20 protein-coding genes and 1 pseudogene are annotated in these 24108 nt (G+C 69.3%); 10 read left to right on the forward strand and 11 right to left on the reverse strand.

All coding sequences use genetic code 11. The annotated features are described in order from the left end of the window. Positions 1–46 precede the first annotated feature (46 nt). Positions 47–1468, reverse strand: coding sequence for an NCS2 family permease (locus ACTWOL_RS08325; RefSeq protein WP_474295941.1), 1422 nt, complete (start codon positions 1466–1468; stop codon positions 47–49). Between the two features lie 213 nt (positions 1469–1681). Between ACTWOL_RS08325 and ACTWOL_RS08330 the strand changes: the two are divergent. After that, positions 1682–1822: pseudogene (locus tag ACTWOL_RS08330) on the forward strand (helix-turn-helix domain-containing protein); the annotation flags it as partial. A 76-nt stretch (positions 1823–1898) separates the two neighbouring features. On the opposite strand, the gene ACTWOL_RS08335 reads toward ACTWOL_RS08330, so the two are convergent. Continuing rightward, positions 1899–3392, reverse strand: coding sequence for a serine/threonine-protein kinase (locus tag ACTWOL_RS08335; protein ID WP_474295942.1), 1494 nt, complete (start codon positions 3390–3392; stop codon positions 1899–1901). 285 nt (positions 3393–3677) lie between these two features. On the opposite strand from ACTWOL_RS08335, the gene ACTWOL_RS08340 reads away from it, so the two are divergent. The 3 genes from ACTWOL_RS08340 to ACTWOL_RS08350 all read left to right on the forward strand — a co-directional run bounded on the left by ACTWOL_RS08340 (position 3678) and on the right by ACTWOL_RS08350 (position 6123). Further along, positions 3678–4487 carry an NAD-dependent epimerase/dehydratase family protein gene (locus ACTWOL_RS08340; protein WP_474295943.1) on the forward strand — a complete coding sequence of 270 codons (810 nt, stop codon included), beginning with the start codon at positions 3678–3680 and terminating at the stop codon, positions 4485–4487. A gap of 59 nt (positions 4488–4546) precedes the next feature. Next, on the forward strand, positions 4547–4777 hold the full coding sequence (locus ACTWOL_RS08345) for a hypothetical protein (RefSeq protein WP_474295944.1): 231 nt from the start codon (positions 4547–4549) through the stop codon (positions 4775–4777). A 131-nt stretch (positions 4778–4908) separates the two neighbouring features. Beyond that, positions 4909–6123: a TerD family protein gene (locus ACTWOL_RS08350; protein ID WP_474295945.1), complete on the forward strand. Its 1215-nt coding sequence runs from the start codon at positions 4909–4911 to the stop codon at positions 6121–6123. 87 nt (positions 6124–6210) lie between these two features. On the opposite strand, the gene ACTWOL_RS08355 is transcribed toward ACTWOL_RS08350, so the two are convergent. The 3 genes from ACTWOL_RS08355 to ACTWOL_RS08365 all read right to left on the reverse strand — a co-directional run bounded on the left by ACTWOL_RS08355 (position 6211) and on the right by ACTWOL_RS08365 (position 11412). Then, positions 6211–7794 carry a TROVE domain-containing protein gene (locus ACTWOL_RS08355; protein ID WP_474295946.1) on the reverse strand — a complete coding sequence of 528 codons (1584 nt, stop codon included), beginning with the start codon at positions 7792–7794 and terminating at the stop codon, positions 6211–6213. Positions 7795–8302: 508 nt separating this feature from the next. Then, positions 8303–9763, reverse strand: a complete 1461-nt coding sequence (locus ACTWOL_RS08360; protein ID WP_474295947.1) for an alkaline phosphatase PhoX — start codon at positions 9761–9763, stop codon at positions 8303–8305. A gap of 149 nt (positions 9764–9912) precedes the next feature. Next, the gene (locus ACTWOL_RS08365; RefSeq protein WP_474295948.1) at positions 9913–11412 is read right to left on the reverse strand and encodes a hypothetical protein; all 1500 of its coding nucleotides are present in this window, start codon (positions 11410–11412) and stop codon (positions 9913–9915) included. 241 nt (positions 11413–11653) lie between these two features. Here ACTWOL_RS08365 and ACTWOL_RS08370 point away from each other — a divergent pair, with 241 nt between their 5' ends. Then, positions 11654–13504 carry an endonuclease/exonuclease/phosphatase family protein gene (locus ACTWOL_RS08370; protein WP_474295949.1) on the forward strand — a complete coding sequence of 617 codons (1851 nt, stop codon included), beginning with the start codon at positions 11654–11656 and terminating at the stop codon, positions 13502–13504. Between the two features lie 13 nt (positions 13505–13517). Here the strand turns inward: ACTWOL_RS08370 and ACTWOL_RS08375 are convergent, their stop codons facing one another. Together ACTWOL_RS08375 and ACTWOL_RS08380 are read right to left on the reverse strand one after the other, a co-directional pair. Next, a complete protein-coding gene (locus tag ACTWOL_RS08375) occupies positions 13518–14240 on the reverse strand; it encodes an antibiotic biosynthesis monooxygenase (protein ID WP_474295950.1) in 723 nt (240 codons plus the stop codon). A 92-nt stretch (positions 14241–14332) separates the two neighbouring features. Further along, a complete protein-coding gene (locus ACTWOL_RS08380) occupies positions 14333–15007 on the reverse strand; it encodes a hypothetical protein (RefSeq protein WP_474295951.1) in 675 nt (224 codons plus the stop codon). A 169-nt stretch (positions 15008–15176) separates the two neighbouring features. Here ACTWOL_RS08380 and dapA point away from each other — a divergent pair, with 169 nt between their 5' ends. Beyond that, a complete protein-coding gene (gene dapA, locus ACTWOL_RS08385; protein ID WP_474295952.1) occupies positions 15177–16091 on the forward strand; it encodes a 4-hydroxy-tetrahydrodipicolinate synthase in 915 nt (304 codons plus the stop codon). On the opposite strand, the gene ACTWOL_RS08390 is transcribed toward dapA, so the two are convergent. The 4 genes from ACTWOL_RS08390 to ACTWOL_RS08405 all read right to left on the reverse strand — a co-directional run bounded on the left by ACTWOL_RS08390 (position 16076) and on the right by ACTWOL_RS08405 (position 18491). Beyond that, the gene (locus tag ACTWOL_RS08390) at positions 16076–16273 is read right to left on the reverse strand and encodes a hypothetical protein (protein WP_474295953.1); all 198 of its coding nucleotides are present in this window, start codon (positions 16271–16273) and stop codon (positions 16076–16078) included. The two genes, dapA and ACTWOL_RS08390, sit on opposite strands and share 16 nt — an antisense overlap. A 241-nt stretch (positions 16274–16514) precedes the next feature. Then, positions 16515–17516, reverse strand: coding sequence for a 2,3,4,5-tetrahydropyridine-2,6-dicarboxylate N-succinyltransferase (gene dapD / locus ACTWOL_RS08395; protein WP_474295954.1), 1002 nt, complete (start codon positions 17514–17516; stop codon positions 16515–16517). Positions 17517–17559: 43 nt separating this feature from the next. Continuing rightward, positions 17560–18171 carry a TetR/AcrR family transcriptional regulator gene (locus ACTWOL_RS08400; protein ID WP_474295955.1) on the reverse strand — a complete coding sequence of 204 codons (612 nt, stop codon included), beginning with the start codon at positions 18169–18171 and terminating at the stop codon, positions 17560–17562. Next, positions 18171–18491 carry a DMT family transporter gene (locus ACTWOL_RS08405; RefSeq protein ID WP_474295956.1) on the reverse strand — a complete coding sequence of 107 codons (321 nt, stop codon included), beginning with the start codon at positions 18489–18491 and terminating at the stop codon, positions 18171–18173. Before ACTWOL_RS08405 ends, ACTWOL_RS08400 begins: the two co-directional genes overlap by 1 nt. A gap of 134 nt (positions 18492–18625) precedes the next feature. Here ACTWOL_RS08405 and ACTWOL_RS08410 point away from each other — a divergent pair, with 134 nt between their 5' ends. The 4 genes from ACTWOL_RS08410 (at position 18626) to ACTWOL_RS08425 (ending at position 23564) form a co-directional block, all read left to right on the forward strand. Further along, complete coding sequence (locus ACTWOL_RS08410; protein ID WP_474295957.1) at positions 18626–19780, forward strand: DUF7847 domain-containing protein; 1155 nt, start codon at positions 18626–18628, stop codon at positions 19778–19780. A 130-nt stretch (positions 19781–19910) separates the two neighbouring features. Beyond that, positions 19911–21800, forward strand: coding sequence for a recombinase family protein (locus tag ACTWOL_RS08415; protein ID WP_474295958.1), 1890 nt, complete (start codon positions 19911–19913; stop codon positions 21798–21800). Between the two features lie 1022 nt (positions 21801–22822). Continuing rightward, the gene (locus ACTWOL_RS08420) at positions 22823–23059 is read left to right on the forward strand and encodes a hypothetical protein (RefSeq protein ID WP_474295959.1); all 237 of its coding nucleotides are present in this window, start codon (positions 22823–22825) and stop codon (positions 23057–23059) included. Between the two features lies 1 nt (position 23060). After that, positions 23061–23564, forward strand: coding sequence for a hypothetical protein (locus ACTWOL_RS08425; RefSeq protein ID WP_474295960.1), 504 nt, complete (start codon positions 23061–23063; stop codon positions 23562–23564). The last annotated feature ends 544 nt before the right edge of the window (positions 23565–24108 follow it).

Consider the following 24108-nt stretch of genomic DNA (forward strand, 5'->3'; position numbering starts at 1 on the left):
GGGTGCCGTGGTGGGGACGGGCGGTCGGCCGCCCGCCGCTCACCGTCTATCTGATGCCGAGCAGCTCCTCGATCGGTTCGATCGCGAAGTAGACGGCGAACAGCGCCGACACGCTCCACAGCAGCCAGTGCACCTCGCGCGCCTTGCCCAGGACGGCCTTGATGACGACGTAGGACAGGAACCCCGCGCCGATGCCGTTGGTGATGGAGTACGTGAAGGGCATGACGGCGATCGTCAGAAAGGCCGGGATGGCGATCTCGTAGCGCTCCCAGTCGATGTGCCGTACCTGGGTCATCAGCAGGAACCCCACCACGACCAGGGCGGGGGCGGCGGCCTGTGCCGGAACGACCGTGGCCAGCGGGGTGAACAGGAGCGCGAGGCCGAACAGGGCACCGGTGACGACGGACGCGAGGCCCGTACGGGCTCCCTCGCCGACGCCCGCCGCTGATTCGATGTAGCAGGTGGCGGACGAGGAGGACGCGACACCGCCCGCGACGGCCGCGGCGCCGTCGATCAGCAGCACACGGCCGAGGTTGGGTACGTCGCCGTTCTCGTCGAGCAGTCCCGCCTCGTTGGTGACGCCGACGATCGTGCCCATGCTGTCGAAGAAGTCGCTCAGCAGAAGCGTGAAGACCAGCAGGACGAGGGTGACCGCCCCGGTCTGCCCGAAGGCGCCGAAGAGGCTGAACTGGCCCACGAGCGCGAAGTCGGGAGCGGCCATGATGCTCGGGGGGACATCGGGGACGGTCAGACCCCAGGCGTTGGGATCGATGTCGGCCAGTACGTCGATGAGCATCGCGACCAGCGTCATCACCACGATGGAGATGAGGATCGCGCCGCGCACCCTGCGGGTCACCAGCGCGCAGGTGAACAGCAGGCCCAGGCAGAAGACGAGCACCGGCCAGCCCGAGAGCTGTCCGCTCGATCCCAGTTGCACGGGCACGCTGCCCGTCTCTCCGGGGACCCGGGTGACGAAGCCCGCGTCGATGAAACCGATGAACGCGATGAAGAGCCCGATGCCCACACTGATCGCCTGCTTGAGCGGCTGCGGGATGGCGTGCATCACCGCCTCCCGCAGTCCGGTGACGACCAGCACGCAGATGACGATGCCTTCGACGACCACCAGACCCATGGCGTCCGCCCAGCTCATCAGCGGGGCGAGCTGGAAGGCGACCACGGCGTTCAGACCGAGCCCGGCGGCGATAGCGATCGGCAGATTGCCGCCGATTCCGAGGATCACGGTCATCACGGCGGCGACCAGCGCCGTGGAGGTGACGAGCGCGGGACCGGAGAGCGTCTGGCCGTACTTGTCCTCGGTGCCTCCCAGGATGATCGGATTGAGGACGAGGATGTAGGCCATGGTGAAGAACGTGGCGAAGCCGCCACGGACTTCCCGTGCGAACGTCGATCCGCGCGCGCTGATCCGGAAGTACCGGTCGAGGGTGTGGTGATGCTGCGAAATCGGCATGGCTCTCCTCGGCGGTGGGGGGCGCCTACGGGTGCCGGCTCCGGTGGCCGGGGGCATGCGCCGGAGCCTGCTCGAGATCGCCCGGACAGAACCTAAGGCGTCCGCGGCCCCGGAATCAGGGCGGCTTCCCCATCCGGGCGGGCCATTCACCCTGCCGGCATGCGCGGATGAGCAAGTCGGCAGTTCTCCGGCGCCGCGGCCGCACTCGCCCAACGGCTACACGACGAGCGGGAGAAGACGGTCCAGCAGATCGCCGACATGTTCGGCGTGCCCCGCTCGACGGTGTACGGGCACCTCGACAAGACCAAGACCGTGCCCCGCCGGCCGACAAAGATCGCGGTCGCGCAGCCATGAAAGCTACCGGCGGGTTACTTGTTCCCTGGCATCCGGGCTGGGACTCCGGGGCCGGGTACGGAATGGGGGCTGCCCGCTACGCGCTGAAGTGGATCCCGTTGACGGCCGTATCGAAGACAGGCCGGTATTCCTTCCACTGCGCGTTCGGCGCCGACAGGTAGATCATGTACTGGGTGCCGTCGGTGTGAGCGAAGGCCAACTCAGCGGCACGGAACTCCCGTACCCGCCCTTCGAAGGTGAATTCCCAGTAGCCGGCCGGCCGTCCTCTGAAGGTCGTGCTGCTCATCCTGACCCGCTCATAGCCCGGATTGTCGCGGCGTGTCTGGTCCTCCTCGACCTCGCGCCAGTGCCGCAGGGGATCAGATCCCGCGAACCGGACAGCGTGGACCCTCAGTCCCACCAGGCCGGAGGGATCGACGTAGGCGACTTCACCGTCAGACCGCTCTTTGCGCTTCCAGCCGTCGCGCACCGGAACCGAGAGACCGAGTGCCTCCGTCTCGCGGTGGTATCCGGAGGGTATCGCCGGAGCCGGGGAGGGCTTGCTGCTCGGAGGCTGGGCCGGCGTGGTGACCGCCGCAGGCTTCTTACCGTCGCCGGCAGGCCCGTAGGGCCACAACAGTGCGACGCCTCCCGTCACGGCGGCCGTGACCGCCAGCGCCGCGACAGACCGAAAGCGGACTCGGCGCCGCATGCCGCGGCGTGCAGCGGCCTGGGGCAGTTCTCCATGGTCCAGATGGGTGTGACGTCGAGTGTTCTGCGCCCCGGCCGCATCCGCGAGCAGACGCTCGGCCTCGCTGAGGCTCAGACGCCGATCGGGCTCTTTCACGAGCAGGCCCTCGATCACCGGTGCCAGCTTTCCGGCTTGGGTGAGCGGCTTGTACGAGTCCGAGGTGATGGCGTACGCCGTCTCGATCGGGGTGCCCCGGCGAAACGGCGGTTGACCTTCAACTGCCTGGTAGAGCATCGCCCCGAGCGACCACAGGTCGGAGGCGAAACCGGCCTCGGCACTGCCCCTCAGGCGCTCGGGGGCGATGTAATCGATCGACCCGACCAACTCGCCTGTCCTGGTCAGCGATGGTGTCCCGGACTCAAGCGCGATCCCGAAGTCGGTGAGTACAACCCGTCCGTCATTCCCAAGCAGCACATTGGCGGGTTTGACGTCCCGGTGCAGCACCCCGGCCCCATGTGCGGCATTCAACGCGGCGGCCACCGCACAACCGACACGCGCCGCCTCGCCGGGCGGCAACACCCCGTCCCTCAGCGCATCGCTCAAGGTGACCGAGGGGATGTACTCCATGACGATGCAAGGCAGGCCCTCGTCCACGACGACGTCGTGCACCACGATCACATGGGGATGCACCACCCGCGCGGCGCTGCGCGCCTCCCGCCGCATCCGCTCATGGAGCCGCTGTGCCTCGTCCTCCAGATGCAGGGGTACGTGCAGCTGCTTCACGGCGACGCTCCGCCGCAGGAGCTCGTCCTCCGCTCGCCACACGGTGCCCATGCCGCCGCGCCCGATACGCTCCACCAGCCTGTACCGGTCGGCCACAAGCCGCCCAAGATCGGACACCGTGGGAGTCTTTCACCTCATACACCTGCACGTCCATATGCACAGGCAGGAGCCATTACCGGTACCTCGCACAGCCCGGGCGCCTGCTTTGGGCGCCCGACGTGCGAGCCGGTGATCGCCGCGTCGTCCAGGTCGCGCAACCCGCTTGGCGGGAATACGCAACGCGGGCCCGCGCACACCGCAGCGGCGGCACACTGGGCGGGACGTGAACCGTGGACCGTCCAGGTTCGTGAACACGGGAGCCGCACCCGTCCGGCGCCCGTGCCGCGTCGAGAGGAACTCACCATGCCCACAGCCCCTACCGTCCTGCTCACCGGCGCGGCCGGCGGCGTCGGCACCCTGATGCGCGGGCTGCTCCCCGCGTACGGATACGGCCTCCGCCTGTTCGACAGGGTGCCGATCGAGGGTGAGCCGGAGGCGATCACCGCCGAGCTCTCGGACCGGGATGCGCTGTGCGAGGCGGTCCGCGGCGTGGACGCGATCGTCCATCTGGCGGCGATACCGGTGGAGGCGGCCTTCGAGGACATCCTGCGTGCCAATGTCGAAGGCACCTACCGCCTGTACGAGGCCGCGCGCGAGGCAACCGTGAAGCGCGTCGTCTTCGCCTCCAGCAACCACGCGGTGGGCTTCACCCCGCGCCCGGGAGAGGGCGACCCGCTGATCCCGGTCGGCACGCCCCGCCGTCCCGACACGTACTACGGGCTCTCCAAGGGCTTCGGCGAGGACCTCGCGCAGCTCTACTGGGACCGCCACCGTCTCGAGTCCGTGTCGGTCCGTATCGGCTCCTGTGTCATGGAGCCGAGCAATGTGCGCATGCTGTCCACGTGGCTGAGCCCGGGCGACTGCGCCCGTCTCCTCCATGCCGCGCTCACCGCGCCGGCCGTGGGGCACACCGTCGTCTACGGCTCGTCGGCCAACACCCGGCTGTGGTGGGACCTGTCGACGGCACGGACGCTGGGCTACGAACCCCAGGACGACTCGGAGCAGTTCGCCGAGAAGCTCATCGCCGACCAGGGCGAGCTGGACCCCGCCAACCCGGCCCATGCGCATCTGGGCGGGGAGTTCGTCTCCGACCCGCCCCGCTGGCGGCGGTGAGCCGGCCGCCGCGGAAATACGGATGACGGGCACGATAGGGCGCGGGCATCATTCCGGTCATGCCGAGACCGTCCGGATTCCATTACGAGCAGCGGGGCGACGGCAGCGTCGCCATCACCCACCACGGGCGCTCCGCCGCGACACTGCGCGGGCCGCGTGCCGAGAAGTTCCTGTCCGAAGTGGAGTCGGGTGACGCGCAGCTCGTGATGGCCCGCTGGACCGGCGCGTACCGCTTCGGGAACGAACGGCAGGCCCGCCGGCATCCGAGGAACCAGGCCGGCCGGCGCTGAGGGCCATTCCGGCGCGGCCGTCGCGGGGACGCGACCGCCGGGTCCCCGCTGACGTGCACCGACATACACCGGTGCACCGATTCGGCCGAAGGTAAGGGAACGGCAAAGCCGCCTCGCTCGTTACCTCAGGCATGACAGCTATGACCCCCGGCTCGAACATCCCCCTGGCCGTCGCGCGGGTGACGGTGGACGTCACCGCTCCGGTGCGGCTGGACGTCTCGGGCCTGCTGCTCACGGCCGACGGCAAGGTGCGCTCCGACGACGACTTCATCTTCTACAACCAGCCGACGGGGCCCGGTGTGACCTACCGGTCGGGCGGGGGCACGGCTCCCGACGCGATCGTCGTCGACACCGCGTCCGTCCCGAGCGGGATCGAGAAGATCGTCGTGACGGCGAGCCCGGACGCCGCGGGCCAGACGTTCCAGGGCATCGAGCCCACGGCCACGATCCGCGACGCCGACGGCGGCTCCGTACTGGCGACGTTCACGCCGCCCCGGCTGGGCACCGAGACCGCGCTGGTGATCGTGGAGATCTATCGCCGGGCCGGTGCCTGGAAGGCGCGGGCGGTCGGCCAGGGGTATGCGAACGGGCTGGCCGGTATCGCCACCGACTTCGGCGTCTCGGTCGACGAGGAGCCCGCCGCCGCACCCGCGGCCACTCCCGCACCGGCACCCTCCGCGCCCCCCGCGCCCGTGGCGGATCCGCGGCTTGCCGCGCCGCCCGCCCCGCCCGCTCCTCCCGCTGCCCCGCCCGCCGCCCCCGGCACCGGGAAGATCAATCTGGACAAGGGCAGGGTCAGCCTCCAGAAGAACCAGACGGTGTCGCTGGTCAAGGACGGCCGGCCGCTGCTCTCCCAGGTCAAGATGGGCCTGGGCTGGGAGCCCGCCTTCCGCGGCAAGGACATCGACCTGGACGCGTCGGTGATCGCCTACGGTCCGCAGCGCAACCATCTGGACAGCTGCTACTTCGGCAAGCTCGCCATCCTGGGCGGCGCGATCAAGCACTCGGGCGACAATCTGACCGGCGAGGGTGCCGGTGACGACGAGGTGATCGTCGTGGATCTGGGCCGGCTGCCGGCCGAGGCCACGGGTCTGGTCTTCACGGTGAACTCCTTCTCCGGCCAGAAGTTCTCCGAGGTGGCGAAGGCGTACTGCCGGCTGATCGACGCCACCACGGGCGAGGAGCTGGTCCGCTTCGACCTGACCGGCGCGGAGCCGCAGACCGGGGTCATGATGGCCAAGCTCATCCGGCAGTTCTCCGGCGAGTGGGAGATGACCGCGATCGGCGAGTTCGTGAAGTCACGCACGGTCCGCGGCATGGTCAAGCCCGCGGCGCAGTCGCTCTGACGAACCGCACACCCGAGGCCCGCACACCATCGGTGTGCGGGCCTCACGGCATTCCGGCCTCCGCCCGGGGCGGGCCCGGTGCCGGTGTCAGTCCTTCACCCAGGGCCAGTCGGCGGAAAGCCCTGCCTCCAGCAGCGGGACCATCCGGAACGCCGCGTCCGTCAGTCCGCCGAAGGTGTGCCGGTTGCCCTCGCCCGAGGGCGCGTGGCCGGCCCGGTACCCCGCGAGGTTCCAGGTGTAGACGGGGATGTGCGCCGGGACCTGTGCCGCCGGGTCGCCCTGGTGGCTCCACGCCGCCTGCTCGTCGGTGACGATCAGCACCCGGTCGTGCTTGCGGTAGTGCCGGCGAACCGCCTCGGTGGTGTTGGTGCCGCCGAGGTCACCGAACCGCCCCAGGACCTTCAGCACCGACTCCCCACGCCGGTACTTCACGCTCCTGCTGTCCGTACCGAACTCGACCAGATCCGCGCCGGCCGCCCGCATCGCCAGCGCGGTGCCGAAGATCGCCGCGGCGTCGGCCCGGTTGAGCTGCGAGCGGTCGGAGAGCGGCGACCACATCGAGCCCGAGCGGTCGACGAGGATCAGCGTCCGGCCGGGCAGCGCGGGCACATTGGCCAGCGAGTGCCCGAGTGCCCTCTCCAGCGGGTACGACCAGCGCAGCGACGGCGCATGCTGGAACGCGGCCAGATAGCGGAACGGGAACTGCTTCGATGCCGCGACCACATCCGGGTCCGAGATCTTCGCGGCGACCCGCGCCGCGACCTCGTCCGAGACACCGGCCTGGTCGAAGTTACGCAGATTCCGCACGAGCGCCATCGCGCCCATGGACGGGATCACGGCCTCCCAGGCCGCCGCGTCCATCGGCCCCTGCAGCCAGCCCGCCAGCGCCTCCCAGGTCATTCCGGCCTCGGCGAGCCGCTCGGCGCCGTCCGGTCCGGTGACCAGGGTCCGCCGCTCGGCGACGGGCAGCTCCATCAGCGCCCGGTGGGCGGTCAGCACCCGGTTCGACGCGGGCGCAACGGCCGTGTCGGGGTGGTACCGGCGGTCGAGCGCGTACTGGAACAGCTCGCCCTGCCACGGCTTGTCGGGATCGGGCGACGCGTGCACCAGGTTGAGGATGTCGCCGAAGCGGTAGTCCTTGCCCGCGGTGTCGTACTTCAGCAGCGAGTTGCCGTGGTAGAGCCGGCGCACGGCATCGGCGATGCCGCGCTTGACGGGCTTGGGCACGGCCCGGCCGTAGCGCGAGGTCCAGTAGCCGAGCAGCTCGCCGGGCTCATCGGCGCGACGCAGCACGGAGGCGATGACCTGCCGGTTCGCGGGGCCTTCGGTGGCGCCGGCCTCGAGTCGTGCCTTCACGTACTCGGCCGCGCCGACCAGCGAGGCCGTGCGCATGCCCGCGTCGCCGCGGAGCCACCCGAGGAGACCGGCGGTCCACTCGGGGTCTTCGACGGCGAGGGTGCGGACGAGGGCGGCGAAGCGGTTGTCACGGGTGTCGCCCGACTCGTAGAAGGTCTGCTGCGACACGAAGTTGGCGACGGCGAGCAGGAAGAGCTCGGAGCGCGCATCGCGCCGGACACCGGCGCCGCCCTGATGGGTCGTGGTGCTGCCGGTCGAGCGTACGGGCGAGGTCGCCGCCGCTCGACGCGTGGTACGGGTGTTGAAACGTGCCATGTGAATTCCCCCGAATTCCTGGATTCGTTGGGGGAGGCGCAGCGTGAGAAGACGATGAGAGGGTGCCCGAGGTCGAAGGCGGCCACGGTCCATATAACTGCTGCTCTACCCATTGAGCTACACGCCCCTGAGGCGTGACGGGACTCGAACCCGCAACCGGCTGTTCCCCATGAAGTATCCGTTGCCTGCGCACCGGGCACCCCTCATCGCATGCTGGGCCTCCCGAGATCAAGTTGGCGGCGGTCGGGATTCGATGAGAGCGAAGTAACCGCAGCCTGCGCACCGGGAGGTGCATGAAGTTGTGTTGTCCAGAGAACAGTTCGGCGGAACCGACGATGGTGCTCTGGCCCCTGAGCTACACCGGCCTGAGTGCCGGTGACGGGACTCGAACCCGTGACCTCCCCATGAGGAGTGGAAGTAGGTCCTGCCTGCGCACCTGGACGCTGATCACTCTAGGGTGGCGGGCCGAGTCCGCGCCAAGGGTTTTCCTCCCGCGGGTGCCGGTGACTCAGCGGGGGCTGCGGCGCCTCCACGGCCCGGTGATGGCGAGCATGATGCCCGGAGTCTGGATGTTGGCGAACAGCGTGCGTCCGTCGGGCGAGAAGACCACGCCGGTGAACTCGCTGTACTCCGGCTTCTCCTCGGTGCCGATGTTGAGGTCGTTGCGGGCGATCGGGTAGGTGCGGCCGCTCTCGGTGGCGCCGAAGAGGTGCTGGATGCCCTCGCCGTCCTCGGCGATGATCAGGCCGCCGTAGGGCGAGACGGTGATGTTGTCGGGGCCGTCGAAGGCGCCGTCCTTCGACGGGTCCGCGTTCACTCCGAGCAGCACCTTGAGGGTGAGGGTCCGGCGCCGGGGGTCGTAGAACCACACCTGGCCGTCGTGCGGGAGGCCAGGGCTTTCGGCACGTGCGAACGAGGAGACGATGTACGCGCCCCCGTCCGCCCACCACATGCCCTCGAGCTTGCGCCCCCGGGTGACCTCACCGGCGCCGAACTGCTTGCGCACCGGCACGGACTTGGCGTCGCGGTCCGGGACGTCGACCCAGTCGACGCCGTACACGGTGCCCGTCCTGGTGGCGCGGGACAGGTCGTCGACGAAGATGCCGTGCGCGTCGTAGCACCTGGGTGCCTGCAGCAGCCCGGCGTCCTCGGGCAGGTGGCGCAGCCGGCCGCGGCCGTGCCGGAAGCCGTTCGGCGGCACCCAGCGGTAGAAGAGGCCGTTGGGCCCGGAGGCGTCCTCCGTGAGGTAGGCGTGGCCGCGCCTGGTGTCGATGACGACGGCCTCGTGCTCGTAGCGGCCGAAGGCCTTGACCGGCACCGGATGACGGTTGGCGCGCCGGTCGCAGGGGTCCACCTCGAAGACATAGCCGTGGTCCTTGGTCATACCGTTCTGACCGGCCTTGTCGGCGTTCTCCTCGCAGGTCAGCCAGGTGCCCCAGGGGGTGCGGCCGCCCGCGCAATTGGTGGAGGTGCCCGCGATGCCGACCCACTCGGCGGTACGGCCGTCGTGGTGCGTCTCGACGACCGTGCAGCCGCCGGCCGCCGCCGGGTCGTAGACGAGGCCCTCGGTGAGCGGAACGGGGTACTCCCAGTTGGAGCGGAGGCCCCTGAGCTCGTGGTTGTTGACGAGGAGGGTGACGCCTCGGGGGCCCTCGAACGTGGCGGTGCCGTCGTGGTTGGACGGGGTGAACTCACCCGAGTCCAGTTTGGTCACACCGCTGTGGGTGATGACGCGGTACGAGAAGCCGGCGGGCAGCGCGAGCATGCCCTTCGGGTCGGGGAGCAGGGGTCCGTAGCCGGGGTCCTGGTGGTGACCGCGGTCGGCGGCCTCGGTGGACGTCTGTGCGGCGGTGTCCTCGGCTGCGAGCGCGCCGGGTGCGGTGGCCAGTGCGCCGACGGTACCGGTGAGGGCGACTCCCGCGCCGGTGAGCACGGACTGTCTGGTGAATTCCCTGCGGTTGAGCGGCATCGCGTTCTCCTGAAGGGCTGAGGTGTTGGTGCCTCGAGTACGTGCGTGCGAGTCTGCCGGGGCAGACTCCCGCGCACGCATAAACGGCAGTTGAACACCTGGCGACGCCGTCCGGCACCGGAATGCCGGCCTCCGTGAATCCTCGTCCCTCAGGCCACGGGGCGGGACCGGGCCTTGAAGGCCGCCTTGCGCGCCTCCTTGGCCGCCCTGCGGTCCCGGTGCAGCCGTCCCATCGCCTCCAGCACCTCGGCCGTGGCCGGGTGATCCACCCGCCATGCCGCGTCGAAGAAACCGCCGTGCTGTCCGACGAGCCCCTCCACGAGCCCCTGCAACTCGTCCAGGTTTCCCTCGGCGTGGAGCTGTGCCGCGATCGTGTCGATCGCGAGCCAGAAGATCATGGACTCCGGCGGGGGCGGTACCTCGGCACCCCGCTCCGCGAGCCACACCCGGGCGAGCCCGCCCAGTTCGCGGTCGTCCAGTACGCCACGCACGGCCGGTTCGGCCTCCGCGCCGACCAGCGCCAGTGCCTGCTGGCAGTTCAGCCGTCGCAACGGCGCGCCCGGGTCCGAACCGCGCGCGGCGTCCAGCAGCTCGGCTGCCGAGGCGGGCGTGCGCCGGGCCAGCCACTCGATGATCTCCGCCCGGGCCGCCGCCTCGGGGAAATGCGCCACCCCGTCGAGCAGTGCGTCCGCTTCCCCTTCGGCGAGGTCCCCGACGGCCGGTGCCACCATGCCGGCTTCCAGCAGCCGGGCCCGGACCCCGTAGAGCCCGAGCGGAGTGAGCGTGACCAGCCCGTACCGGGAGACGTCGTCCTCCGCGGACTCGGCGGAAGCGGGCCCCTGCGAGGCGTACTGGTCCTCCTCCTCCATCATGAGGTCCTCGTCGACGGGCCGGTACGCCACCAGCCCGATCAGCTCCAGCAGCCGGAACTGGTCGTCCAGCTTCATCATCGCCTCGGACACCAGCTCGAGGATGTCGTCGGTCGGCTCCCCCATGTCGTCGGGCACGATCATGGATGCCGCGAGCGCGGGCAGCGGCACCGGTCCTCCGATACCGCCCGGGGCGCCCGCACCGCTTCCCGCGAAGACGTCCGCGCCCTCCGGCGCCGCTGCCAGATCCGCCGGGGGCTCCGTCAGCGTGAGCAGGTACAGATTGCCGAGTACGCCGTCGAGGAATTCGGACTCCTCCTCGGGGTCCCAGTCCAGGGTGGCGAAGTCGATCTCACCGTCCTCGCCGATGACCGCGGCGAGATCGTCCAGGAGGGGTGCGATGGCGTCGGCGTGTACCGATTCGAAGGCGTCCTGCCAGAGGGCGAGCATGCCCCTCGGGCTGCCACCCGTGATCAGCGCCAGATTGCCGCCCGCGGTGACGGTGCCCGACTCCTCGGCGTAGCCGTCCTCGGGGTCGACGACCTCGACCAGCCCCGTGTCCACGGCGATCCGCCACGCCGCGCTCGCGTCCGCCGCTCCGTCCTCGTCGGCGGGCAGCCCCAACACTTCGGCCGCAGCGGGGAGTTGTTCGTCGACGAGCAATCCGCCCGGGCCCACCCTGGTCTCCGGTCCGGCCCAGCGCGCGAGACGCACGGCCCGCGACAGCAGGGGGGTGCCGAGTGCGTCCCGTGCCAGCTCCGCGTCCGAGTGCAACCTCACCGGGGGAAGTGGGGGGCGTCCGGTGGGGCGGTCAGCTGACATCAAGTGGATCTCCTCGGCTCGCGCATACCGTCTCGGGCGGCACCCAGCGTAGACGTATTTCATCCGATGCCACCCGGTTCATGCGCTCGTCAACCGTCGTACACCAGACGGCCCTTGACAACTGACGTGTCCACGCAGGAAATTGACGCGCGTAGAACCAGCACCACCACCCTCACACCCTCATTCCGGAGAATTCCCGATGCCTTCGATACCGAGATCTGCCGCCGTCGTGTCCGTCCTGGCCTCCGCCCTGGCCGCCGGGCTGCTCGCCGGTTCCTCCTCGGCCGCCGCCGATGCCGACACCCAGGCCGACACAGCCGGCGTACGCATTCATGACATCCAGGGCACCACCCGCACCAGTCCGCTCGCCGGCCAGCAGGTGAAGGATGTCGAGGGCATCGTCATCGGCGTGCGCACCTACGGCTCCTCGCGCGGCTTCTGGATGCAGGACCTCCAGGCTGACGCGAACCCGGCCACCAGCGAGGGCCTCTTCGTGTTCACCGGCTCCGCCCCGACCGTCGCCGTCGGCGACGCGGTAAAGGTGTCCGGCACGGTCGGGGAGTACGTCCCCGGCGGCCTGAACTCGGGCAACCAGTCCCTGACGCAGATCTCCAAGCCGGCCGTCACCGTGGTCTCCTCCGGCAACGAGCTGCCCGCCCCGGTCGTCATCTCCGGCCGGAAGGTCCCGTCCGCCTACGCGCCCGCCGGCGACCCGGCGGCCGCGAACAGCATCAACGCGCTGACGCTCGAGCCCGGTAAGTACGCCCTGGACTACTACGAGTCGCTCGAGGGCAGCAATGTGCGCATCGGCACCTCGCGTGTCGTGGGCGCCACCGACCCGTACTCCGAGCTCTGGGTGACCGTGAAGCCCAGGGAGAACTCCACCGAGCGCGGCGGCGCCCTCTACGGCTCGTACGAATCCCAGAACGGCGGCCGTCTGCAAATCCAGTCGCTGGTGCCGGCGGCCCAGCAGCCGTTCCCCAAGGCGAACATCGGCGACGTGCTCTCCGGGACGACCGAGGGCCCGCTGGACTTCAACCAGTTCGGCGGCTACACGATCACCGCCCGCACCCTCGGCACCGTCGTCGACCGCGGGCTGGAGCGCGAGTCGACCCGCCCGCAGCGTCGCGGTGAGCTGGCGATCGCCACCTACAACGTGGAGAACCTGGACCCGTCCGACCCGCAGGAGAAGTTCGACGCGCTGGCCAAGGCCGTCGTCGACAACCTCGCGTCCCCGGACATCCTCGCCCTGGAGGAGATCCAGGACAACACCGGCGCCAAGAACGACGGCACGGTCGCCGCCGACCAGACGATCAAGAAGTTCACGGACGCGATCGCCGCGGCCGGCGGCCCGGCGTACGCGTACCGGACCGTCGACCCGGAGAACAACAAGGACGGCGGCGAGCCCGGCGGCAACATCCGCCAGGTCTTCCTCTTCAACCCGGAGCGGGTCTCCTTCACCGACCGTGCGGGCGGCAACGCGACCACGGCGACCGGTGTCGTACGCGAGGGGCGTCAGGCGGCGCTCACGCTCTCCCCGGGCCGCATCGACCCGGCGAACACCGCCTGGTCGGACAGCCGCAAGCCGCTCGCGGGCGAGTTCGTCTTCCGCGGCAGGACCGTCTTCGTCATCGCCAACCACTTCGGTTCGAAGGGCGGCGACGAGGGCCTGACCTCGCACCACCAGCCGCCGGCGCGCCCCTCCGAGGCGAAGCGCGCCCAGCAGGCGCAGGCCGTCAACACCTTCGTCAAGGACATCCTGAAGGCCCAGCGCAACGCCGGTGTCGTGGTTCTCGGAGACATCAACGACTTCGAGTTCTCCGGGACGACGAAGGCGCTGACCGACGGCGGTGCGCTGTACCCGGCGATCAAGTCCCTTCCGCGCGACGAGCGTTACTCGTATGTGTACCAGGGCAACAGCCAGGTGCTGGACCAGATCCTGACCAGCCCGTCGATCTGCGACTTCAGCTACGACAGCGTGCACATCAACGCGGAGTTCGCCGACCAGAACAGCGACCACGACCCGCAGGTGCTGCGCTTCCGCCCGTAGCCACCAGCCTCTGCTACACGCCCGCGCTCATGCTGAGTGCGGGCGTGTAGCGCGTCACGCGGCTGTGTGTCAGCCCCGGGTAGGTCTGCACGCGCTGCCACAGGGGGGTGGCTGATCCGACGCCGTCGCCCGGGGCGTCGAGTGCCGCCTGGTGGGCCCGCTCGCTCTCCCACTCCGCGTAGTTGAGGACCCGTATGCCGTCCGTGCGGGTGTGGAAGTGAGCCGCGATGCCTCCGGGAGGGGTGTGCGGGTCGCTCCCCAGCGAGGTGAACACGGCGTCGATCCAGTCACGCTGGCGCGCCGGGTCCGGCCCCTCGAAGTCGACCTCGACGAGAACGACACAGCCGGGCACCCGGTCGCTCCCAGGGGTGCGCCTGCCACTGCGGTAGAGCTCGTAGGCATGCAGCCCGAGTCGCTCGATCCCGGGCACGGCGGCGTCGACCTCCGCGTTCCACGCCTCTTTGAAGTCGCCCTGGGTGCGCAGGAACCCGTCGAAGGCATCGTCGCTCGTCCACTGTGTGTAATGCAGCAGGGTCCTGCCGTCGTTGCCGGTGTACACGCTGTAGGAGAGCAGCCCCGGGTCCGGCCAGCCCCGCCGCTGCCAGGCCTCCGCCATCGCCTCGACGGCGGCCTTCTGGCGCTCGGGGGTGCCGACGTCCCAGCTGCTGACCCTGATCGCGCCGACTCCGGGGCGGGTGAGGTCGGGAACGGGGACGGGGGCGAAACGCACGCTCATGAAGGTCCTCCTCGGCCGGCGCACCCGTGTGATGCGCCCTTTCGCCTCCCATCGTGAGACCTCGACCAAACTTGAGGTCAACCCCCGAATCCTCAACCTCCCACGTTCACGTCGTTGTTCGGGGCACCGTCACCGACGGGCGGCAGATCGCCCCGCTCGACCGGAACCGCGGGACCGGCCGGCGCCTCGGGGAGCAGCGCGTCGAGCTCACGGCCGTCGGCCCGGTGGGCGGACACCACAGCGGTGCGCAGGGCCGCGCGGTCCACCAGGGTGCTGTCCGCGGCGACCCGGACGACATGGCCGTTCTCGGCCCGGGCGTACTCATGACGGCGGCCCGTGCTGCGGTACCACGTCCCCGCGCCGTCGGGCTCACAGGTCACCTTCGCTCCGGTGGCGTCGTCCACGGGCTGGGACGCACAGGTGGCGGCGGTGAGCGTGCCCCGGTCGACGCGCAGATGGATCCGACCACCGCCGGACGCCGCCACGTAGGTGCTCTGGAAGCCGTCGTCCCCGGAGGGCCCGAGGGACTGCTTCGCCACCTCGAAGCCCGGGACTTCGGTGACATAGATCAGCTCCAGGGCGGACTCCAGGCCCCGGGCCCTGGCCTCCAGGGCAGACCTGCCCGGCGCAGGCCGATCGGACACCGGGCCGTCGGATGCGGACCGACCGGGGGCCGACCGGTCGGATATGCCGCCCGCCCGCTCGGAGCCGCAGGCGGCGAGCAGGACAAGCAGCGGAAGCACGGCGATGCGCGCGGTACGGATCATGCACCCATCCTGCCCGGCACCCGAACGCCCGTGCGTCCCCGTGGCAAGTTCTCGCCACCCTCCTCGGCGCTTCGCCACGCCCCGGGCCCACACCGTTAACCATTACTAACCCTTGATCCACAGGAGATCTAAGTGGACCTTCACGGTAGATCTGTCCGACACTGCGGACATGACGATGCCTCACACACCTCCGCCCCCCTTCGGCCGCGCTCTCTGCGCGATGGTGACCCCCTTCGCGGCCGACGGCGCGGTGGACCTGGACGGCGCGCGCAAGCTCGCCGCCCATCTGGTGGCCGAGGGCTGTGACGGGCTGGTGCTGAGCGGTACCACCGGTGAGTCGCCTACCACGACGGACGCCGAGAAGACCGCGCTCGTCGCCGCCGTGCGCGCGGAGATCGGCCGGTCGGCGAGCATCGTCGCCGGTGTCGGCAGTGCGAGCACCCTGCACACGGTCGAGCTGGGCCGTGCCGCCGAAGCCGCCGGCGCGGACGGGCTCCTGGTCGTCACCCCGTACTACAGCCGCCCGCCGCAGGCTTCCGTGGAAGCGCACTTCCGGCAGGTTGCGGACGCCGTCGGCATCCCGCTGATGCTCTACGACATCCCCGGGCGCACCGGCACCCGGATCGCACCGGAGACGATGCTGCGGCTCGCCGACCACCCGCGGATCGTGGCCGTGAAGGACTGCGCCTACGACCTGCTCGGCAGCGGCAGGGTGATGGCCCGCACCCCGCTCGCCTACTACGCCGGCAGCGAGGAGCTGAATCTGCCGTTGTACGCGATCGGCGGCGCCGGCTTCGTCAGCACGGTCGCGAACGTCGCCGCGGGCCCGCTGCGCGCGGTGCTCGACGCCCATGACGCGGGACGTCCCGCCGAAGCCGCCCGGCTCCACCAGCTCACTCTGCCCCTCACCGAGCTGATGATGGCCTCGGGTCTGCCGGGCACGGTGACGGCGAAGGCACTCCTGGCCGAACTCGGTCTGCCCGCAGGCCCGGTCAGGGCCCCGCTGCAGCCCGCCGACCGGGAAACGGCCGAGGGGCTGCGGGCAGTGTACGAGGAACTCCGAGCGGGTCAGTCCGCCGACTGACCCACGACGGTGGCGTGCTCCAGCACGTCCTCGAGCGGATCGTCGATCTGGCCCGTCGAAATCAGCGCGAACGAGGGCGCGTTGTGGGAGCCGGTGTGTGTCTCGTCGGCCCACGCGGCGCCGGCCGGCTGGACCACCGCCATCAGCGTCAGCGCCACGACGGCGGCCGCCTCGGTCCTCATCCCGTGTCCTCTCGTCCGGGTCCCCCGGCCCTTCGGGCCCCTTCACATCGCCCTGCTCATCCGGTCGGCGGCACCGAAGGTTACGCGGAGTCACTCCGAGGCGGTGCCGGCGGCGTCAGGGGGCTCGCTGTGTGCGCGTATCGCGGCATGTGACGAGCGCCCTTCCCCGGCCGCGGAAGGGCGCTCGTCAGTATCACCCGCCTGATCTGGTCAACGGCCGTGGACGCACGGCCACCGTTGATCAGTTGTGGCTGTGCAGAACCTCGTTGAGGCCGCCCCAGACCGCGTTGTTCGGGCGGGCCTCGACGGCACCGGTGACCGAGTTGCGGCGGAAGAGGATGTTCGAGGCTCCGGAGAGCTCACGGGCCTTGACGATCTGTCCGTCCGGCATGGTGATGCGGGTGCCGGCGGTGACGTACAGCCCGGCCTCGACGACGCATTCGTCACCCAGCGCGATCCCGACGCCGGCCTCCGCGCCGATCAGGCAGCGCTCGCCGATGGAGATGACGACGTTGCCGCCGCCGGACAGGGTGCCCATCGTGGAGGCGCCGCCGCCGATGTCGGAGCCGTCGCCCACCACGACACCGGCGGAGATCCGGCCCTCGACCATGGAGGTGCCGAGCGTGCCCGCGTTGAAGTTGACGAAGCCCTCGTGCATCACGGTGGTGCCCTCGGCGAGATGCGCTCCGAGCCGGACACGGTCGGCGTCGGCGATCCGTACGCCCTTGGGTGCGACGTAGTCCGTCATCCGCGGGAACTTGTCGATCGAGGTCACCTGGAGGTGCAGGCCCTCCGCACGGGCGTTGAGCCGCACCTTCTCGACGTCGTCGACCGCGACCGGGCCGAGCGAGGTCCACGCGACGTTGGAGAGCAGCCCGAAGAGGCCGTCGAGGCTCTGGCCGTGGGGCTTCACCAGGCGGTGGGAGAGCAGGTGCAGACGCAGGTAGGCGTCGTGCGCGTCCAGCGGCTTGTCGTCGAGCGAGGCGATGACGGTGCGGACCGCGACGATCTCGACCCCACGGCGGGCGTCCACGCCGACGGCCTTCGCGGCACCCTCGCCGAGGAGGGCCGCGGCCTGGTCGGCGGTGAGCCGTTCGGTGCCGGCCGGTCCGGGCTCGGCGGAGAGCTCGGGGGCGGGGAACCAGGTGTCGAGCACGCTGCCGTCGCCGGCGATGGTGGCGAGGCCGGCGGCCACGGCGCCGGTGGTGCGAGGAGCGGTGGTGCTGTCGGGCGAGTCAGTCATACGGAAAACCTAACCGGCCGGGGCGGGCAGGTGCGAACCGGTCTCAGGTGCCGGTCCGGTCCGCCTCACCTCGCCCGGGCACCCGAGCCCGGCATGATCCGGACGAGAGACCCCAAGGCAGGACACGCGCGAGCATCTCCCGCGCGTACTCCTCGTCGTAGCTGCCGTCCGTGAGCAGCACCTGCAGGCAGATGCCGTCCATCAGCGCCATCAGCGCCCGCGCCGTGACCGGGTCCGTCCTGCGGGAAAGCGCCTCGACGACGCCCTCGGTCCATTCGGCCGCGACCGGACGCAGCGCCGGGCGGCGCAGGGCCGCGAGATAGAGCTCGTACTCGAGTTCCACTCCGCTGCGTTCACCACCGAGCCACTCCCCCATCAGCCGTGCGAGTCCCTCGGCGAGATCGGCGTCCGGATCGGCGAGGACATCGCTGGTGTGCAGCATCTCGCCGAAGCCCTCGTTCGTCCGCCGCAGGGCCGCGATGAGCAGTTCGTCCAGCGAGGCGAAGTGGTACGTGGTCGAGCCGAGCGGCACATCGGCCTCGCCGGCGACGGTGCGGTGGCTGAGCCCCGCGATCCCGTCGCGCCCCACCACCCGGATCGCGGCATCGATGATGCGCTGCCGCCGCTCGGGGTCGTAGCGCCTGCTGCGCGGCATCAGTGCGCCCCGCCCAGATTGAGCACGACGACCCCGATGACGACGAGCGCGATGCCGGCGATCTTGACGGGATTCGTGGACTCGTCCAGGAACACCATGCCGATCGCGGCCACCGCCGCGGTGCCGACCCCGGCCCAGATCGCGTACGCCGTACCGACGGAGAGGGTCTTCAGGGTCTGCGCCAGCAGGGCGAAAGCGGTCACGTAACCCACCGCGGTGATCAGCGACGGCCACAGCTTGGTGAAGCCCTCGCTGTACTTCATGGCCGTGGTGCCCGCGACCTCTGCCGCAATCGCCCCGGCCAGCAGGAGATATCCCATGTGTACGAGTGTACACAACGATGGGTACGGCCGTACGCATCTTGCGCGGGCCCCGTCCCGCCGCCGCGTCCCCCGTCCCGCTACCGTGGTCCGGTCGAACGGGGACGGAAATCGGACGGGCGGGGGGTACGGCGATGTCGCAGAACACGGGATGGGGACCCTACGAAGGGGCACCGGGAGCACCGGGATGGGGTGGCTGGGGGCCGCCGCCACCGCCCAAGCCGGGAGTGATACCCCTGCGGCCGCTCACGCTCGGCGATGTCTTCGGCGGCGCCTTCGCCGCGCTCGGCCGCTACTGGAAGCAACTGGCCGGCGTGACCCTCGCCGTGTACGGGGCCGCTGTCCTGATCGTGGTCGCCACGTTCGCCCTCGCCTACGCCGCCGTCAGCGACGAGCTGCGGATCTTCGTGAACACTCCGCGGGGTTCGTCCCCGAGCTGGGACCAGGGCGGCCCGCTGCTCACGGCCTTCGTCTGCGTCTGGCTGATCGCCGTGCTGACGATGCTGCTGGCGACGGCGATGGTGCAGGCGAGCATCCCCGCGGTCCTCCAGGACGCCGTCCTCGGCCGCCCCACGACCTTCGGGGTGGTCTGGAGGCGCGCGGCATCACGGGCCCCGGCCGTGCTGGGCACCGTCTTCGTCAGCGGCCTCATCTCGATGGTCCCGGTGGGGCTCGCCTTCCTGGGCTTCGTCAGTTCCGTTTTCGCCCTGGTCGGCCATGACGACTTCCCGGCGGCGACCGGCCTCGCCCTGCTGGGCTTCCTCGGCGCACTGGTGACGGCTCCCCTGGCGATCTGGCTGTGGGGCAGGTTCCTCCTGGCTCCGGCAGCGGCCGTCTTCGAAGGGCAGGGGCCGCTCCAGGCGCTGCGCCGCTCGGCCGCGCTGGTACGCGGCGAGTGGTGGCGCGTGTTCGGCATCTCGCTGCTGGCGTACCTGGGAGCGGCGGTGGCCGGCATGATGCTGCAGCAGCTCGTGAACCTTCTGGGCATGTTCCCGGGCATGCTGACCGACACCACGGGCTTCGACCCGGAATCCGACGGGGCCGAGATCCTGGTGGCGCTCGGCGCCTATCTGCTCATCGCGACGATCGGCAATCTGGTCGTCCAGGTCATCGTGTCGGCCTTCCCGAGCCTGGTGACCGGCCTGCTCTACGTCGACGAACGCATCCGCAAGGAGAACCTCGGCCCCGCACTCGCCGAGGCCGCGGGGATGCCGCAGGCATACGTCCCGCCGATGCCCCCGGGCCCGTATGGGCCTACCGCCCCCGGGGCCCCGCCGTTCGGTCCGTAAGCGCCCGGGGCGGTCCGGGAGGAGCTCGGAGAGCGCTCAGTCCGTGAGCGACTGCTTCGGTCGCAGCACACAGAATTCGTTTCCCTCGGGGTCTCCCAACACTCCGTTCTAGCGGTTCTGGAGTGTGGTCATGGTGGCATCGGTGCTGGTCAAGGGCGAGACGGGCGGGAATGCGCTGGTCCCCACAGGGAGCATGGAGAAAGAATCAGGCGCAACACCCTCGGTCCCTACGTTCGGGGTGAAGAAGGAAGGACGCAGGAAACCTCCGCTCTCCCCGGAGGGTATGGAGACAACACAGGGACCCGGTAACCCGCTCGCGGGGACGGTCTATACCGAGACCCTTCGGGGCGTGCGGTGTGTCCGTCTGTCTGTGCTCACCGACGAGACCACCAGCCCCGACCGACAGCGCGAGGCCGATGACCAGGCGGCAGCCGCGCACAACATCAGCTTCGGCGAGGGCGACCAGCTCCGCGAAGCGGTGGACCTTGACGTATCCGCTTCCAAGATCAGCCCCTTTGACCGTCCCGCCCTCGGTCAGTGGCTCGCCCGCCCCGATGCGTTCGACGCCCTGGTGTGGTGGCGCTTCGACCGTGCCATTAGGTCCATGGCCGACATGCACGAACTTGCCAAGTGGGCCCGCACACACCGAAAGGTGTTGGTGTTCGCCGAGGGTATCGGCGGGGGCGGACGCATGGTGTTCGACTTCCGTAACCCCATGGATCCCATGGCGGAACTCCAACTGACCATGTTTGCCTTTGCCGCTCAGGTAGAGGCGCAGTCCATTTCGGACCGCGTTACCGGGGCTATGGCTGCCATCCGGAACATGGTGCTGCGGTGGCGTGGCTCGCGTCCACCGTACGGCTACATGCCCGCCCCCATGCCCGAGAAGCACGGCGGGGTGGGATTCACGCTCGTCCCCGATCCGGACGCGGTCAAAGTGACCGTGCGCATCGTGCGGGAACTTTTCGAGGGCAAGACCATTTCGGCTATTGCCGTAGGGCTCAATGCGGACAGCATTCCGAGCCCGCGTGATCACTGGGCGGTGAAGAAGGGGCGGAAGACCGGCGGGCGGACCGGCGGAGTTAAGGGGCTCGTTAAGGACGCGTTCCTGTGGAACCCCGCAGTCATTACGCGGATGCTGCGGAACGAAACGCTGCTCGGCTGGAAGATGCACAAGGGCAAGCCCGTACGCGACGCCGAGGGCAACCCGATCATGCAGACCGAAACGCCGATCGTGACACGAGAAGAGTTCGACCGTATTGGCGCGGTGCTGGACGAGCGGAGCATAGACAACAGCGCCAGGAAAGACACGGATGCGTTGTTGTTGCGGGTCATTCACTGCGATTCGTGCGGCGGACGCATGTACCTGAACAAGCAAGAGAGCAAGAAGAACCAGCACCCCACGTACAAGTGCAACCCCTACTCGCGCGGGTTCAAGTGCGAGAAGTCGGCGAACATTAGGGGCGATTGGGCAGACGAGTACGTGACCGCCGAGTTCCTGCGTCTGGTCGGCCCTATCCAGACAACCCACGTCGTGACAGTCCCCGGGTACGACCCCGGGCCCGAACTGCGCGCCACCATTGCGGAGTTCGCGGAGCACCAGGAACAGAAGGGACGCCAGAAGTCCAAGCACGCTGCGGCCGAGTGGCAGAAGCGCGCCGACGCGCTCGACAACCGCATAGCCGACCTTGAGTCCCGGGAGAAGCGTGAGCCGCAGCGCATCGTGACGAACACGGGGAAGACGTTCGCAGACGAGTGGGCCGAGAAGGACACGGCGGGACGGCGCGCGCTGCTGATCGAAGCCGGGGTTCGGTTGAACGTGCGGCGTGGCACACGTGGCGGGTGGCGGACGCTGGACACACGCCGCGTGGACTTCACCATGTCCGGAGAGCTGGACTCCGCAGCGGCAGCCCTCGCGGACGTGGCATCGGCGCTCGCATCTGAGACACGCGGGGACACCCCGGCGGAGGGCGCGAGCGTGCGCCTGGTCAAGCCCACCCGCGAACTGGTCGCCGCATAGCACCCAGCACGCCCCTACGCCCCTCAAGAGCTCCGGACGGTCCCCGTGCCCGCCGGGGCTCTGGTGTGCCCACAGAAGGCTGCACGCGGGTTCGCTGTGCAGCGGGGGAGGGCTATGACGGAATGACGGTTCTACCTGTCTTTTCGGATGTGCCTAGAAAACCTAGAGAGAAACCAAAACAGCGTCCGAAGCGTCATACCGTCATCCCTGCTGAGATCCTGTTGCTCTCCACAAAGAACGAGACGCTAAGGCCGATCCTCACTACCGGGCGCAGACGCATAGGGCGGCTCTCCGGCTCGCCCTCGGCGGACCGCTGGGCAGCAAGAGGCGAAGAAGTGTTGGGGTGTCGAACTTCGACTGTTTTTGGGGAGGCCAAGAAAAACCTAGAGAGAAGAGAGATTGGGGTCCGTCTCGACACTTCACCACCAACCCGCCGCAAGCAAGCGGCCCGGTATCCGGGAACCCTTCCGTCCCTATTAATGGTGAGCCAAGAGGCGGACACACTCCGGACCGCCGAGCGAGAAGCCATCGCCTCCGCAATTGTAAAGCGGGAAACCATCGCCCTCCCGTTAAAACCGGAAGGGCCACACAGCCCCTGAACCCATCTGAGAGGCACGATGAACACCACACGATACATAGAGGTCTGCGCGCTGCTGCGACGCGCAGAGAGCACCGCACAGGACGCCCTTAACGGCGACCAGGCCGCCGCACGTACAACGCTCGCCCTGGTGGCCGACGCACGACAGCGCGCCGAGAACACGAGTTCCGGCATCTGCACACACCCGAACTGCTCGAATGAACTGAACTACGTCGGGCGGGGGCGTCGCCCCCTCTACTGCTCGGCAGAATGCCGCACAGATATCTACCAGGCAACACAGATGGCTGCGCGTGCGCTGATTGGAACCCCGGAAAGAGTTCCCGCGCAAGGGTGAAATCGCCCGCAGCTCCTGAGCTTCAATTGCCACCCCTGACGTGTGGCACGCGGGGGATTTTTCATGCCTGAATAGAGTAAAGGAAATACTATGAACGAATATCTCAACCGCGCTGCATTTCTGGACGGTAAGCGAGACAAGGGCCAGATCCGCGCCGACGCGTTCAAGTGGGATGAGCGAATGGAAAACCTTGCCGCGCTGCGCGACTCGCGCCCCGAGGTATTCGAAAACCTCGGCACGACTGTCCGACTGAGCCTCGGCTATTACGAGAACGACAAGAGGATTGCAGCCGAGCACGGCCGCGACGTAACGAAGGGCGCCAACTGACATGACCACCAACGAAATCCAGACGGCTGCGGAGCGAGTTGCCAAGCTCCAGGCTCAGGCGGAAAAGCTCTCCGCTCCGCTCGCCGATGCGCAGGCTCAGTTGGAAGCAGCGCAGGAAGCAGAAGCGGCCCGCAGGGCGGAGCGCGGGGCGGTCTATGACCGCGAGTTCTCCGACACCTGGCGGTCCCGAGCCGAGGAAGCAGCAAACTCCGGCGATGATGCCCGCGAGCGGTTCATGGAGGCTCTGTCGGCCGAACCGTGGTTCGCCGCATATGTTGAATACCGTGCTGCCCGCTACCGGCGCGGACACGTGATGACCGAAGCGCAGAGGGCACAGCGGTTCATCGGGGAGGAAGTCACAGTTCCCGAACAGCGTTGGTACGCCGCGATGATTCTGGACGATGTACAGAGCGCAGTCGAGAGCCGTTCCGCTGAACTCGGCGCGAAGTTTGCCGAGGAGCTGATGCAGGCGCGCGAGGACTACATTTCCGGGAAGGGCGCGTAATGGCGGTTGACGCACTCGACCCCGGACCGGATGGCGATTACCCGTACTTCCCCCGTGATGAGCACGGGCGGCCCGCGTGGGCCGATACAGCAACGGACGCAGAGACCGTAATTCCGAGGGGAGTTCAGCAAATGCGGCACGCTGGCCGGCTCACGGTTATCGACCTCACACCCCGCCATCCGGACGGAACACCAATTGATCCCCCGGCGATCCCGCCGAATGGCCCCCATGCCGCGTAAGCCCCGTACCCCCTGCCCGATACCCGGATGCCCCGAGTTGATGGCAGGGGGCCGCTGCAAGGAACACCAGCGGCAGGCGAACAAGGAACGTGCCTCACGCGGTGGTGCCGTCTACACCACACAATGGCAGCGCACCCGGCGGGCATACCTGTACGCCAATCCGTGGTGCGTGCTGTGCGGTCAGTCCGCAAAAGTGGCTGACCATTTCCCACTCAGCCGACGCGAGCTGACCGCACGCGGCGAGGCGAACCCGGACGCGTGGAAGCACCTTCGGCCGCTCTGCTCGACATGCCATAACCGAGAGA

The sequence above is a fragment of the Micromonospora sp. IBHARD003 genome (assembly GCF_056106285.1).